At 60.1% G+C, this 13,040-nt stretch carries 14 protein-coding genes; 9 read left to right on the top strand and 5 right to left on the bottom strand.

The genetic code is table 11. The features are described from left to right. Positions 1-30 precede the first annotated feature (30 nt). Complete coding sequence (locus tag AKL27_RS05900; protein WP_050461864.1) at positions 31-936, bottom strand: cation diffusion facilitator family transporter; 906 nt, start codon at positions 934-936, stop codon at positions 31-33. Positions 937-1,090: 154 nt separating this feature from the next. Between AKL27_RS05900 and AKL27_RS05905 the strand changes: the two genes are divergently transcribed. Further along, positions 1,091-2,716, top strand: coding sequence for a FapA family protein (locus AKL27_RS05905; protein WP_050461865.1), 1,626 nt, complete (start codon positions 1,091-1,093; stop codon positions 2,714-2,716). Between the two features lie 14 nt (positions 2,717-2,730). Then, on the top strand, positions 2,731-3,123 hold the full coding sequence (locus AKL27_RS05910; RefSeq protein ID WP_050461866.1) for a hypothetical protein: 393 nt from the start codon (positions 2,731-2,733) through the stop codon (positions 3,121-3,123). A gap of 14 nt (positions 3,124-3,137) precedes the next feature. Here the strand turns inward: AKL27_RS05910 and AKL27_RS05915 are convergent, their stop codons facing one another. Together AKL27_RS05915 and AKL27_RS05920 are read right to left on the bottom strand one after the other, a co-directional pair. Continuing rightward, complete coding sequence (locus tag AKL27_RS05915) at positions 3,138-3,587, bottom strand: PaaI family thioesterase (RefSeq protein ID WP_050461867.1); 450 nt, start codon at positions 3,585-3,587, stop codon at positions 3,138-3,140. A 34-nt stretch (positions 3,588-3,621) separates the two neighbouring features. Further along, a complete protein-coding gene (locus AKL27_RS05920; RefSeq protein ID WP_050461934.1) occupies positions 3,622-4,476 on the bottom strand; it encodes a LysR family transcriptional regulator in 855 nt (284 codons plus the stop codon). Positions 4,477-4,642: 166 nt separating this feature from the next. Here AKL27_RS05920 and AKL27_RS05925 point away from each other — a divergent pair, with 166 nt between their 5' ends. From AKL27_RS05925 to AKL27_RS05955, 7 genes are all read left to right on the top strand, one after another. After that, on the top strand, positions 4,643-5,638 hold the full coding sequence (locus AKL27_RS05925) for a bile acid:sodium symporter family protein (RefSeq protein ID WP_050461935.1): 996 nt from the start codon (positions 4,643-4,645) through the stop codon (positions 5,636-5,638). Positions 5,639-5,761: 123 nt separating this feature from the next. Continuing rightward, positions 5,762-6,130, top strand: coding sequence for a VOC family protein (locus tag AKL27_RS05930; protein ID WP_050461868.1), 369 nt, complete (start codon positions 5,762-5,764; stop codon positions 6,128-6,130). Positions 6,131-6,274: 144 nt separating this feature from the next. Next, positions 6,275-6,958, top strand: coding sequence for a helix-turn-helix transcriptional regulator (locus AKL27_RS05935; protein WP_050461936.1), 684 nt, complete (start codon positions 6,275-6,277; stop codon positions 6,956-6,958). Between the two features lie 151 nt (positions 6,959-7,109). Beyond that, positions 7,110-7,580: a DUF2325 domain-containing protein gene (locus tag AKL27_RS05940; protein WP_083438888.1), complete on the top strand. Its 471-nt coding sequence runs from the start codon at positions 7,110-7,112 to the stop codon at positions 7,578-7,580. A 93-nt stretch (positions 7,581-7,673) separates the two neighbouring features. Beyond that, positions 7,674-8,147 carry a hypothetical protein gene (locus tag AKL27_RS05945; protein WP_332308329.1) on the top strand — a complete coding sequence of 158 codons (474 nt, stop codon included), beginning with the start codon at positions 7,674-7,676 and terminating at the stop codon, positions 8,145-8,147. An 8-nt stretch (positions 8,148-8,155) separates the two neighbouring features. Next, complete coding sequence (locus tag AKL27_RS05950; protein ID WP_050461870.1) at positions 8,156-8,791, top strand: ABC transporter ATP-binding protein; 636 nt, start codon at positions 8,156-8,158, stop codon at positions 8,789-8,791. After that, positions 8,788-9,582, top strand: a complete 795-nt coding sequence (locus AKL27_RS05955; protein ID WP_050461871.1) for an ABC transporter permease — start codon at positions 8,788-8,790, stop codon at positions 9,580-9,582. The genes AKL27_RS05950 and AKL27_RS05955 overlap by 4 nt, the downstream gene beginning before the upstream one ends. Positions 9,583-9,593: 11 nt before the next feature. On the opposite strand, the gene AKL27_RS05960 is transcribed toward AKL27_RS05955, so the two are convergent. Both AKL27_RS05960 and AKL27_RS05965 read right to left on the bottom strand, forming a co-directional pair. Then, on the bottom strand, positions 9,594-11,255 hold the full coding sequence (locus tag AKL27_RS05960; RefSeq protein WP_050461872.1) for a sensor domain-containing diguanylate cyclase: 1,662 nt from the start codon (positions 11,253-11,255) through the stop codon (positions 9,594-9,596). A gap of 133 nt (positions 11,256-11,388) precedes the next feature. Next, on the bottom strand, positions 11,389-12,912 hold the full coding sequence (locus AKL27_RS05965) for a class I SAM-dependent methyltransferase (protein WP_050461873.1): 1,524 nt from the start codon (positions 12,910-12,912) through the stop codon (positions 11,389-11,391). Positions 12,913-13,040 lie beyond the last annotated feature (128 nt).

The raw sequence follows: 13,040 nt of genomic DNA on the forward strand, positions 1-13,040 counted from the left end.
ATGTGAGGTGACCGCGGCCAGCGCGCTGACTCAACCGGGCTGCACCGGATCAACATGCGTCATCACATCCAGCACCCGATGCTGATCCAGCACGCGCTGACGCGCATTGACGGCAATCGCATGGCCTTGGGTGACGGTCTGGCTGCCGTCAATTTCGAGATGAACATCGACTATCGTCATGTCGCCCATCTTGCGTGTGCGCAAATCGTGGATGCCGAATACGCCGGGCGTTTGCAGCAGGGTGCTGCGGATCGCCGTCAACTCTTCTTCGGATACCGCACGGTCCATCAAGTCGTTCAGGGCCCGCCAGAAAAAACTGCCCCCCATGCGCGACACCATCAGACCAACGATCAAGGCCGCAATCGGATCCAGCACCGGCAGGCCGGACAGATTGCCGATGATGCCGAGTGCCACCACCAGCGATGAAGCAGCATCGGATCGCGCATGCCAGGCATTTGCTGCCAGCATGCTGGACCGCACGCGCTGCGCCACGCCCAGCATGTAACGGAACAGCAATTCCTTGCTGACCAGTGCCGCCAGCGCGACCCACAATGCCAGTACGTGGACCTGCTGCACACTGGAAGGATCGGCGATCTTGTGAAATGCCGACCACAACATGCCGATGCCGACCGCCAGCAAAATGCCGCCGATTGCCAGCGATGCTGCATTCTCATAACGCTGATGACCATATTGATGATCGGCATCGGCTTGCTTGCGACTGTGATGCGCCGCAAACAGCACCACGAAATCGGAAATCAGATCCGACAGCGAATGCACGCCATCGGCAATCAAGGCCTGCGAACCCGAGAATATCCCGGCGATGATCTGCACTGTCGTCAGACCGATATTGACGATCACGCTGACCACGGTGCTGCGGCGGCCAGCCTCGAACCGCTCCTGCTCCATGCCTGCGGTTTCCTGCTTCATGCTTGCCATAACAACAATCCCTTTTGATGTAGCCGAAACAACCCTTGTACTTGCCGGCGAATTGCTAGATGATCTTGCCACATAACAAGTTTTCTTAATTATTAAAGGAGTGGGTCATTGTGCCGACATCAACATACACCACAATGACTGGCTGACAATTATCATGGAACAATCAAGTCCGCAATCGCTCTCGCTGCAATTTGACCGGATCAGCGGTGAACTGACCGCAACGATGACCCCGCAAGCCGGAGTGCCGGTGGTCAACATGGTGTTATTGAAGCAGGCATTGACCGATGGTGGTTACACCAAATTGCATATCGACGAAACCGCACTCGGTGATTTCGTGGCCAAGGCCGCCGATGCCAAAGAACCGTATTCGCACATCATCGCCGAGCGCCGCGATGGTGAATTCCTGCTGGAAGTGGCCGATGATCTGATGAGTGCGGCGCTGACGCTGGTGCCGCCGCAAGGTGGCCGCGCCAAAAGTGTCGAAGTGGTGCAGGCCATTCGCGCCCAGGGCATCACTTACGGCATCTTGCATGAACAACTGCGCAACGCGCTGAGCGCGGGTCAATGTGAAAAGCTGGTGATCGCGCAAGGCGATTGGCCACGCGATGGCAAACCGGCAGAGTTCCAGAGTTTGCTGGAAGAAAAGGAAGACGAACTGTCGGAAGTCGATGAAGACGCCGTGGTGCAATACAGTGATCTGGGATACCTGTTGCTGGTCAATGTCGGTGATCGCCTGATGCAGCGCACGCCGACCGTGCCCGGCGTCAACGGCATCGACATCAAGGGCCAGCCGGTGCCGGCGCGGCCGATTGCCGACATTCCATTCAGCAAGGATTGCTCGGGTGCCGAACCCGATCCTGACAACCCCGACCTGCTGGTGGCGATTATCGCCGGTCAGCCGTCGGTGATCAAGGCCGGCGTCAAGGTCAATCCCATCGTCGAAATAGAAGATGTCGATCTCAGTACCGGCAATATCGATTTTGAAGGAACCGTGCGCATCAGTGGCGACGTCAAGGCCGGCATGCGCTTGCGCGTCTCGGGCGATGTCTTCGTCAATGGCACCGTGGAAGCGGCGGAAATCACGGCCGGCGGCAGTGTCACGATCAAGGGTGGCGTAATCGGTCATGCCGAAGCGCAAACCGGCATCGTGCCGATTGCAGCCCGGATCAAATGTGAAGGTTCGATGCAGGCGCTGTTTGCCGAAAATGCTCACATCGAAGCGCGCGACTCGATCCTGATTGCCGGCAATGCCCGCCAGTGTGAACTGCAGGCCGGCAATGAAATCATCGTCGGCAAGACCAATCCCAAACTGGGCCAGATCATCGGCGGCCGCGCGCAGGCCACGATGCTGATCAAGGCGACCGGGCTCGGCGCCCCCACCGGTAACAAGACCCGGATTCAGGTCGGCCTCGATCCGTATCTGGAAGAAAAGCTCAACGCCAAGGAACAGGAATTCAAGAAGAAACTCAGCGAACTTGAGCTGACCATCAAGACCATTGCCTATTACAAACAGAATCCGCAAAAGGTGGTCGAAGGACAGATTGAAGAGACCGAACAAAAGCGCAAGATCCTGGCGCAGGAAGTCAAAGACCTGATCGCCGAACAGAACGACATGAAAGAAGATCTGGTTGCCACCGAGTCAGCGCAAGTCATCGCCACCAAGGCGGTGTACGAAGGGGTTGAAATCCGCATCGGCAAACAGGTGTGGCCGGTACTGAGCAATCTCGGCGGCGGTACCGCGCAACTGCATGGCGGAAAAATTGCGTTCGGCGGCAAATAGGCGATACTGCACGCATGACTGACTTACCTTACCCCGACCCGGCAAGCTTGCGGGCGCTGGCGCAACACAGCGCCGCCATTGCTACTGACTGTCCCTGCCAACTGGCTGACACCTCTGCCTGGGGCAGCATGTCGCTGTCGTTTCCCGAATCCGGTCTGCGCGACATTGCCAGCCTGCGCGAAAATCCGTTCGATGAACCCGGCTTCACCGAGTACCATCCGCACGGCACGCGTTACGAATCACCGCTGGCGCCCATCGCATTGAAGTACTTCCCCTACAACCGCTGCACCGTTGCCGCGTGCAACCACTGCGGCCGCTACTATCTGCGCTACACCGAAGCCGGCGGTTACTTTGTCGAGCAACGCCTCCGCGCTCTCAACCGTCCCGATCTGATTATCGAAGGCTGATCAGCGCGATTTGATCAGCGCACCTGCATGCGCATGGTGGTCATCAGGCCATAGGCGCACAGGCTCGTTTTTCCGTCTTTGTGCGCATGCACTTCAATCTGGCAAATCGTCAGCGTCTTGCCGCTTTTGATGACCCGGCCGCGCGCCAGAAAATGGCTGCCGTCGGCGGGCGCCAGCAAATTCAATTTGATTTCCGTGGTCAGCACATCCTGGCCCGGGCCAAACACACTCAAGGCCGCATAGCCGCCGGCACTGTCGGCAATCGTGGTGGTGATGCCGGCATGCAGGAATCCGTTCTGCTGCGCCAGATCGGCACGATACGGCAGGCTGATCTCGACCAGTCCCGGCGTCACCGTGGTCATTTCGGCACCGATGGTTTGCATTACCGCCTGCCGGCCAAAACTGGCGCGCACGCGTTCTTCATATTGATCATCAACAGTTGGCGTCGTGGTCGTCGTTGTCATGCAAGTCTCCTGTTTTCAATCTGATGAACGTCAGTCAATTCTCGGCGGCATGCAGTTCGCTCGCCATCAAAATCTGGAACAGCGTTTCAGCGGGCCGGCTCAGTCGCTTCGCGGTCACGGCCACATATTCAACATCCGGCAACTGCGGCAAGCTGGCGTGATTGAGCGGCAAGGTCAGATCGCGCGATGCCAGATGCAGCGGCAACACCGTCAACCCCAAACCGCCACGCGCCGCCGCCATGCAACCGGCATGACTGCCGCTGGTGCAGACGATGCGCCAGTGACAGCCGCTGCTGCCGAGCCGTTCCAGAATCGCTGCCCGCGTCACGCTCGGTTCCGGCAACAGGATCAGCGGCAACGGCAGGCGCAAATCGACCAGCGTTTGCGGCCGCGCCAACCACGCCAGCGGTTCGCGAAACATGAAGTGACCGCGCTGTTCGCCGGGACGGCGCTTGCCCACCAGCAAATCGAGTTCACCGCGATCCATGCGCTGATACAGCTCGTTGCTCAGACCAATCGTGATTTCCAGCTCAACTTCGGGATGCTCACGGCGAAACGCCGCCAGCATATCGGGCAGCGGCCCCAGCGACAAATCGTCCGAGGTGCCGAAGCGGACCCGGCCGCGCAGGCGCGGCGCATTGAATTGCGCCTCGGCGCGGGCATGCGCTTCCAGGATCAGGCGCGCATGAATCAACAGGCTTTCGCCATCCACGGTCAGTGCCAGCGAATGGGTATCGCGGACGAACAGGCGCCGGCCGCTGCTTTCTTCGAGACGGCGAATGTGGTCGCTGACGCTGGACTGCGTCAGGCCGAGACGACGCCCGGCATCGGTAAAACTGCGCGATGCCGCCACCGTGACAAAGGTTTTGAGCCAGACAGGATTAAACATCTGGCCATTGTCATCGGAAAATCCGATTACAGTCAACGTGATTAACGGGGTTCCCTATGGCCGTGGCTTTTCCTATGATGCTGGTATCGGGTGTTACGCCACGCCGTTGCCGGCCGGCAAGCCCATGCCGGAGGCGCTGGCGCCACGCCCTCACAAGGAAATCATCATGAAACGCTACCTGCCCGACCGCTTTACCCAAATGCTGCTGGCCACCGTGTTGCTGGCCACGCTGCTGCCGGCACGCGGACAATTTGAAGACTGGATGCGCGTCGCCAGCAATGTCGCGATTGCCTTGTTGTTCTTTCTGCATGGCGCCCGCCTGTCGCGTGCGGCAGCGCTGGCCGGTTTCCGCCAACCGCGTCTGCATCTGCTGACGCTGGCTTGCACCTTCGTGCTGTTCCCGGTGCTGGGCCTGACGCTCAAGGCACTGTTTCCGGACATGCTGACGCCGCAACTGTGGCTCGGCATTCTGTTCGTCTGTACCCTGCCATCGACCGTGCAGTCGTCGATTGCCTTCACCTCGATTGCGCGCGGCAACGTGCCGGCCGCGATTTGCGGCGCCACCGCCTCGAATCTGCTGGGCATTGTCATCACGCCATTGCTGGTAGCGCTGCTGTTGCATCGTCAACATGCCGGCGGCGGCTGGCACGATGTGCTCAGCATCCTGTTGCAATTGCTGTTGCCATTCGTGCTCGGCAATGTGCTGCGGCCATGGATCGGCAAATGGGTCGAAGCCCATCGCAGCATCCTGACCGTGGTGGATCGCGGCAGCATCTTGCTGGCGGTGTATGCAGCGTTCAGCGCGGCCGTAGCACAAGGGGTGTGGCACCTGTTTCCGCCCTCACAACTGGCGCTGCTGATTCTGGTCAATGCCTTCCTGCTGGGGGCGGTATTGCTGGTGACAACCTATGGCAGCCGCGCACTCGGTTTCTCGCGTCCTGATGAAATCGTGCTGGTGTTTTGCGGTTCGAAAAAGTCGCTGGCCTCCGGCATCCCGATGGCATCGGTGTTGTTCAGCGGTGGCACCGTCGGCGCAGTGCTGCTGCCGATCATGATCTTCCATCAGATGCAATTGATGTTGTGCGCGGTACTGGCACGTCGTTATGCCGAACGCGCCGACCGCGAAGACGCGGCCTTGCCGGTCGCCGATGCAGCCCGCTGATGCATGACCCGGCGACACATCGCTGCTGACCTCTGCTGACACTCCTGACACTACGCTGTCAGGAGTGCTGCCGCATGATGCGTGACATGCCAACCGGCATTCACACCTTACAAGGACAACATCATGCAAACAAAAATCAACTGGTTTGAAATCCCGGCCGACGACCTGTCCCGCGCCAGCAAATTTTACGAAACCATCTTCGATACCACACTGCGCACCGAAACTTCCGAGTTCGCACCGATGGCGATTTTCACCGACAGCGACGGCAATTCCCTCGGCGCGCTGACCAAGGCCGACTTCTGTGAACCGGGTCATGGCGGCACGCTGGTGTATCTGGATGCCGGTCCATCCATCCAGACCGTGATCGACCGCATCGCCGGTGCCGGCGGCAAGGTCATCATGGATAAATTCGCGCTGCCAAAACAACTCGGTTACATCGCGCATTTCACCGATAGCGAAGGCAATCGCATCGCCTTGCACGCCATGCAATAAGCAGGCCGCCGGCATGCCGGGCGCGTCGATGCGTGGCATGCCCGGCATGGCAAATTTCATGGGGCCCGATCCAGTGAAAAAAACTGACCGGCGGCGGCAGACATGCCAGAATCACGCTCACTGTCCAACCTGCCTTCTACTGCCATGCGCCGAGCTGACCGCCTGTTTCAAATCACGCAGTACCTGCGCGGACGCCGGCTCACGACGGCAAAGCAACTGGCAGAGTGGCTGTCGATTTCCGAACGCACCGTTTACCGCGATATCCGCGATCTGTCGCTGTCCGGCGTGCCGGTGGAAGGCGAAGCCGGAGTCGGCTACCGCCTCAACAAATCCGGCTTCGACCTGCCGCCGCTGATGTTTTCCCCCGATGAAATCGATGCGCTGGTGATCGGCATGCGCATGGTGCAAGCCTGGGGTGGCCCGCAACTGGCAGCCTCGGGCGCCGCCGCCCTGGCCAAGATCGTGCTGGCGCTGCCGCAAGACAAGCGCGACTTCGTCGAAGCCACGACCTTGTTCGCGCCCACCTTCCACATCGACCCCGAGCATGGCAAACGACTGGAACATATCCGGCAAAACATCAGTCGCCGGCAAAAGCTCTTGCTCGATTACAGCGATGTCAGGAAAAGCCAGACCCGGCGCATCATCTGGCCGCTGGCCCTGTATTTCTGGGGCGGCACGTGGTCGATTGCGGCCTGGTGCGAAACCCGCAGCGCGTTTCGTTCATTCCGGCTCGACCGTATCGTCGGCATGACCGCCAGCGACAGTTATCCGGATCAAAGCGGACGCCGCCTGGCCGACTTCGTGCGCGCGGTGCAAAAGCAGTGCTGAGCGCCTGACCGGGCAGCGCTGGAATTACGTATATTCAAATGCCAATTTCTTCGTTCGTGCGCAGCGCTTATCGGTTTAGTCTGGCGACAGACAGAATCAGATACCGTGAGAGCAACATCCATGCTCTCCATGCTGCCATCAAGGGGAAACCATGCATCGCGCAAGCAATAAGTTGGTCACCACATCACGTGCCGCACATGACGTCGTCCGCAGCAATCTGATCCAGCCGGGTCTGCCGGCGGTTCCTGATCCTGAACGTTTTTCGCTGCATGACCGCTATGTCTTGTGCGTCGGCGGCCTGACCGGGGCCCGCAATCACTACCGGCTGGCAATTGAAACCCGGCATGGCCGCTTCACCCACCACGACGGCGGCCGCGAAGACAGCCTGCACCGCCTGCAACCGATGCTCAGCGCCGCCGACATGGTGGTGTGTGCTTCCGGCAACATCAGTCATAACGCCTATCATCTGGTCAAGCAACTGTGCAAAAAGATGGGCAAACCCTGTGTGATGGTCAAAGGCACCGGGATTGCTTCCTTTCTCGACGGCTTGAGCAGCCTGAGCGGCCAGCTCGACATTTCGCAACGCGGCGAAACCCTGCTCAAGACCGGCCGCGCAGGCTAAACGGCAACGGCAATGGCGCTCCCGCCCCGGCTCATTTAAAATAGGTCCGTTCGCAACCGCGGCCATTGATCAAATGAGTGTCTGGGAGTCTGCTTGAAGAATTTTCACCGTGCCGTTCTTGCCTGTACGCTATCGTTCTGTACAGCCGCCGGCGCCGTCGCACCGCCAACGTTCGGGATTGAAGTAGGTAATGCGCTGCTGTGCCTGAATCAGCTCAACAGCAAGTATTTCTTCGATTATCTGCAAGCCGCATTCGGCCCGCCCTACAAAACCGAGGGCGGCGCCTACTGGTTCAAGGCCGACAGCAGTATCTGGGGCCTCCAGATCACTGACGTCATGGTCAACGATCCGAGCAGCCCGGCCGATTTCATCGGGGCGGTCGTCAATGCCACGCCGCAAAAGGTGGCTGAAGCGATTTCCTCCTCCATCGGCATCCGCTTCACGCTGACTGATGCCACTACCTATTCTCTGCGCGAATCACAGGCCGGCAGCAAAATCGCCTATGCCGATACCAAAGCCAAGATTTACTGCGCCAAGTCCAAATTCCTGGTACCCGGCAAACCCTGATTCTCAGCATGCCTCCAGCCGCCGCCACCGCCCATGCACGCAATGCAACGCTGCACATCAGCAATTTGAGCGGTCTGGTCAGCGGCCCCTTCGATCTGCAAGTCAACAGTGGTCAATGCGTGGCCATCGCCGGCCCCTCCGGCATCGGCAAGAGCCTGTTGCTGCGCATGATTGCCGATCTCGATGTCAATCATGGTGAAGTCGGCATCGGCCAGCAAACGCGCGCGGGGATGCCGGCGCCGGCATGGCGCCGGCGTGTCACTTATGTTGCGGCGGAATCCGGCTGGTGGGGCGAGCATGTCGCAGAACATCTGCGCCAGCCGCAACGGGTAAGCGAATTGCTGGCTGCCGTCGGCTTGCGTGCCGATATTCTGGCCGCACCGGTGGCGCAGTTGTCGAGCGGCGAGCGCCAGCGTCTGGCCTTGCTGCGGGCGATCTCGCAACAACCGCAATTTCTGTTGCTCGACGAACCCACCTCGGCACTCGACAAACACAGCATGGCGCAAGTGGAAACACTATTGCAGCAACTCAAACGGGAGGGCTGCGGCTTGCTGCTGGTATCGCATGATCCGGCCCAGATCGGCCGTCTGGCCGACCGTGTATTCCAGATGAGCCACAGCGGCCTGACGGAGCAGCACCTGTGACGCCGGTCGTCCTCACCACCACCGAACTGATAACCACCGCGCTGCTGGTGCTGGGCAGCGCCGCCTTGTCATTGTTGCTGGCGCTGGGGATTCAACGTCAATTGCTGATCGCCGCGGTACGCATGGTGCTGCAACTGTTGATTGTGGGTCTGTTCCTGCGTCAGATATTCGCCTTGTCGTCGCTGTGGCTGACCGCTGCCGTGGTGGCGCTGATGCTGGCGGCGGCGGCCATCGAAACCGGCGCCCGCCAGGAAAAACGGCTGGTCGGCTTCTGGCATTACGTGGTCAGCGGCGCGCCGGTGTGCATGGCAACCTTGTCCGTCGCACTGCTGGCGCTGACGACCGCGCTGCAGCCGACGCCGTGGTATGACGCGCGGCATGCGATTCCCCTGACCGGCATCATTCTCGGCACCGTCATGAATTCGGCCAGCGTCGGACTCAACCATGTGTTCGCCACCGTCAGCCGTGAACGCAATGCCATCGAAGCACAACTGGCGCTCGGCGCCGACCGCTTCAGCGCCTTTCGCGACATCATCCGGCGTGCCGTGCGCGCCGGCCTGCTGCCGCTGATGAACCAGATGGCGGCGGCCGGCATCATCACCATGCCCGGCATCATGACCGGTCAGGTCTTGGCCGGCATGGACCCGCTGGCCGCCGCCAAGTATCAGATTCTGTTGATGTTCCTGCTGGCCGGCGGTGGTTTTCTGGCGACCATCGGTGCGGTCTACCTGGCGGTATCAAGGCTGAGCGACGAGCGCGACCGGCTGCGTCTGGACCGGCTGCGAAAATAGCCAGCCGCAAGCTAGGCGCCTGGCGCTGATTCACTGCTGCCGCGCACGCAATCACGACCATCCGATTTGGCCAGATACAGCGCCTGATCGGCCTGCCGCAACAACTCCTCGGCAGTATTGCGATTGCGCAGCGGAATCACGGCGCTGACGCCGGCGCTGATGGTGACGACCCCGGATTCATTGCCGTCATGCGGAATCTGCAACTGCCGCACCGTTTGACGGATACGCTCGGCCACCGCACGGGCGCCGGCTTCATCGGCAGCCGGCAGCAGCACCACGATTTCTTCACCGCCATAGCGCGCCACCAGATCGCCCGGCCGGTATTTGTGCTGCAAGATCGCATGACTGATGCGGCGCAGACATTCATCGCCGGCGATGTGACCGTACTGATCGTTGTATTGTTTGAAACGGTCGACATCGATCATCACCAGCGCCAGCCAACTGGCGTGGCGCGTGGCACGATTGAATTCGTCCTGCAACGCCAGTTCCAGCCGGCGCCGGTTGGCCAGCCCGGTGAGTTCATCTTCCAGCGCCAGCCGCTCCAGCGTCTGGTTCATGTTTTCCAGATGCTGCCGGGCCTGGTCCAACGCCGTTTCGGCATCACGCCGCTCCTGCATCAGCGAATTGAAGGCGACACCGAGATCACCGATTTCATCATTGCGATAGTTTTGCGGCAACGCCGAATAGGTTTTGTCAGCACGGATTTGCTGAATGTGCCCGTGCAGGCGATGCAAGGGATCCATCAGGCGCGACATCACCAGCCAGGCCAGCCACCCCGCCAGCAACGCCAGCGTGGCCGACACCAGCAAAACCTTGTTTTGCATCTCCGATATCGATAAGAAGGCCTCCTCCTGCAAATAGATCGAGCCGATGATCCAGTTGGTGGTTTTCATCCGCTTGTAAGAAAACAAGGCCGGTTGATTGGTGCGGTTGAAGCCCGCCATGCTGCCTTCAAAGCCGGCCAGCGCGCGGTCTGTGCCATCACTTTTGCCGCCGATCAGATTGGCGTGCTTGAGGATTCTGGATTTTTGCGGATGTTCGATGATGATGCCGTTGGTCGTCAGCACGAATACATACCCGCTCTTGCCGACCCGGGTATCGGTGAACTGGCCGAGGAAATTATCCTGCTGCAAATCGATGCTGCCCACAAATACCATGGCGATCTTGCCTTTGGCATCGTACAGCGGCTCCGTCATCAAGACGATGGCACGTCCCGACAATTGACTGCGCAGCGGCTCCGAAATCACGCCTTTGCCGGTTTTCAGGGTGCGCATCATGTATTCGCGGCCGGCGACATTGAACCGGCCGGCCAGCGTCGGATCGATGAAATTGGCCTGCAACTCGCCGTCGGCATCAAATACGGAAAAGTTGAAAAACAATGGTGTCAGGCCGACATGGCGATCAAGATACTTCTGCATCGCGGCGCGATCATGCCAGGCCTGCGGCGGAATGCCCTGGGTCAGCGAGCGCAGCGCCATGCGACGATTGGTGAAACCTTCATCGAGGGCAATCGCGATGGTTTTCATCATCGTGAATTGCTGATCGCCGATCAGCGCTTTCATGTCACGCCGCATCATCAACAGCGACACGGCAGAGATCACGGCGGTCGTGATCAGGACCGCCGCCACAACGACAACGATGACTTTGGTTTTCAGCGTGAAATTGACTCGCATTTTATTTTTTTACAACGTTTGCGGCCACTTGCCCCCACAGCAATTACGCGGCGTCATCGTAGCGATGACCCGCCGATATTACTCCAGTTTTCCGGCCCCGCGTTGACTGCCGCAGGGTCGCATTCGCTTTTTTTTACAGCAGTTGCAGCGCTTTCAGCAACGGCAGCCGGGTCGCCGCAAAACGCGTCGCCTGGCGCGTCAGTTCCGCCAGATTGTCGGCCTCCTGCTCCAGCCGCACGCCACCGGTCACCAGCTTCTTGCCGTGCGCACTGATCTGTTTCCAGACCCAGGCCGCGACCTCTTCCGGCGTGTGCTGCTGCGCCAGTTCCGCCTGCAAAAACAACTGTTGTATCCGATCCACCGCGACCCCGCCACCGCTGACCGGACTGGCCAAATGTTCGACTTCGCCGCCGTGTTCCAGCAGATAGCGATTCAGTGCAGCGCTGGTGCCGCCGGCCGCCAGCGTGACCGCCGGGTCTTGCACCGGCGCTGCATGGCCGGTGCCGATCAGCATCAGCAGCGATTCCCGCACCTGCCCGAACGTCAGGTTCCTGGCACTGACCGCGGCTGCGATCTGCGCCAGCGTATGCGGCCGGAAGTCGGCCAGCACCTCCAGGATCGGGCCGTAGATCAGGCGATTGAGCGTGATTTCGGAAGCCACGTGTTCCACCGTCAATGGCACCTGTTCGGCCGCAGTCAGCAATACCACGGCTTGCTGTTCCAGCACATCTGCGCACTGCGGCGGCGTCAGCGCCTGCGCCCCGCGCACCCAGTAATCGCGCCGAAATTGCTGATTTACCATGAAATCGCGCACGCTTTGGCGGAAACCGGCATCGGGAATACTGCGGGTAAATTCACTTTGCGCCGGTGTCAGGTTGGCGGCATCGAGATGATCGCGAAAATCGGCCGAACAGGCGAAGCTTAGGCCTGCATCCGTCCAGCATGCACGCATGTCGGCAAACGACAGCGGCTGCCAGTCCCGATTGAAATACTCATGCGCCAGGTAATTGCGGCTCTGCCGCTTGAGCGCCTCCAGCCGTTGCCCCATGAATGGATTGGCCTGGGCATATACCGGATTGGTGGCAAACATCTGTTCGGCAAATGCCAGCGCGGCGTCGATACGCTCGGCGCTGCCCTGCTGCGCGGTGCTGAAGCGCTCGGTGTACTGCACCAGCAAATCGCGCAAGGGCATCAGTGCAGCCCAACCGGGCTGGGTGTTGTAGCTGATGTACAAGACGCCGCCGGGGTTCAGCTTGCGGCGGACAAAGTCGGCAATGATGCTGCGGTTGGCGGCCGAGACCCAACTCCAGATGCCGTGCATGGCGATGAAATCGAATTGCGGCAGATCGTCGCGCGTACAAAAGCTGGCAAAGGCGTCCTGCTCCAGTTGCGCACCGGCGCCACTGGCATTGGCCAGCGTGCGTGCAAAGCGCGCCTGCTCCGGATTGAAATCATTGCCATGCCAGCGCACCGTCGACGCTGCCGCATGCAGATTGGTGCTGACACCCTGACCGAAACCCAGTTCGCAGGCCGTGCCGATCCCGGGGCAAGCCAGTCCGGCATTGGCAAACGCCATGCGGATGCGGGCCGGATTCAGTTCCGGGTAATAACCATAGGTATAGCCGATATCGGTCACATAGCCGTCGGTCCAGTTCATATGTTCTCTAGTCAGTATCAGGCAAGGCTCACCCGCAAGCCGGCAGTGTCGCAGAAATTCCCGACGCCGTCTGCACGCCGGCGGCGGACCGCGCTATAGTCCACCTGTTGATTGACTACGGAACCCTG

Source organism: Herbaspirillum autotrophicum (assembly GCF_001189915.1).
In the GTDB taxonomy this organism is placed as follows: Bacteria; Pseudomonadota; Gammaproteobacteria; order Burkholderiales; family Burkholderiaceae_D; genus Herbaspirillum; species Herbaspirillum autotrophicum.

Coding starts and splice junctions, on each gene's coding strand:
- AKL27_RS05900 (WP_050461864.1), bottom strand. CDS start 936: ATGGCAAGCATGAAGCAGGAAACCGCAGGCATGGAGCAGGAGCGGTTC.
- AKL27_RS05905 (WP_050461865.1), top strand. CDS start 1,091: ATGGAACAATCAAGTCCGCAATCGCTCTCGCTGCAATTTGACCGGATC.
- AKL27_RS05910 (WP_050461866.1), top strand. CDS start 2,731: ATGACTGACTTACCTTACCCCGACCCGGCAAGCTTGCGGGCGCTGGCG.
- AKL27_RS05915 (WP_050461867.1), bottom strand. CDS start 3,587: ATGACAACGACGACCACGACGCCAACTGTTGATGATCAATATGAAGAA.
- AKL27_RS05920 (WP_050461934.1), bottom strand. CDS start 4,476: ATGTTTAATCCTGTCTGGCTCAAAACCTTTGTCACGGTGGCGGCATCG.
- AKL27_RS05925 (WP_050461935.1), top strand. CDS start 4,643: ATGAAACGCTACCTGCCCGACCGCTTTACCCAAATGCTGCTGGCCACC.
- AKL27_RS05930 (WP_050461868.1), top strand. CDS start 5,762: ATGCAAACAAAAATCAACTGGTTTGAAATCCCGGCCGACGACCTGTCC.
- AKL27_RS05935 (WP_050461936.1), top strand. CDS start 6,275: ATGCGCCGAGCTGACCGCCTGTTTCAAATCACGCAGTACCTGCGCGGA.
- AKL27_RS05940 (WP_083438888.1), top strand. CDS start 7,110: ATGCATCGCGCAAGCAATAAGTTGGTCACCACATCACGTGCCGCACAT.
- AKL27_RS05950 (WP_050461870.1), top strand. CDS start 8,156: ATGCCTCCAGCCGCCGCCACCGCCCATGCACGCAATGCAACGCTGCAC.
- AKL27_RS05960 (WP_050461872.1), bottom strand. CDS start 11,255: ATGCGAGTCAATTTCACGCTGAAAACCAAAGTCATCGTTGTCGTTGTG.
- AKL27_RS05965 (WP_050461873.1), bottom strand. CDS start 12,912: ATGAACTGGACCGACGGCTATGTGACCGATATCGGCTATACCTATGGT.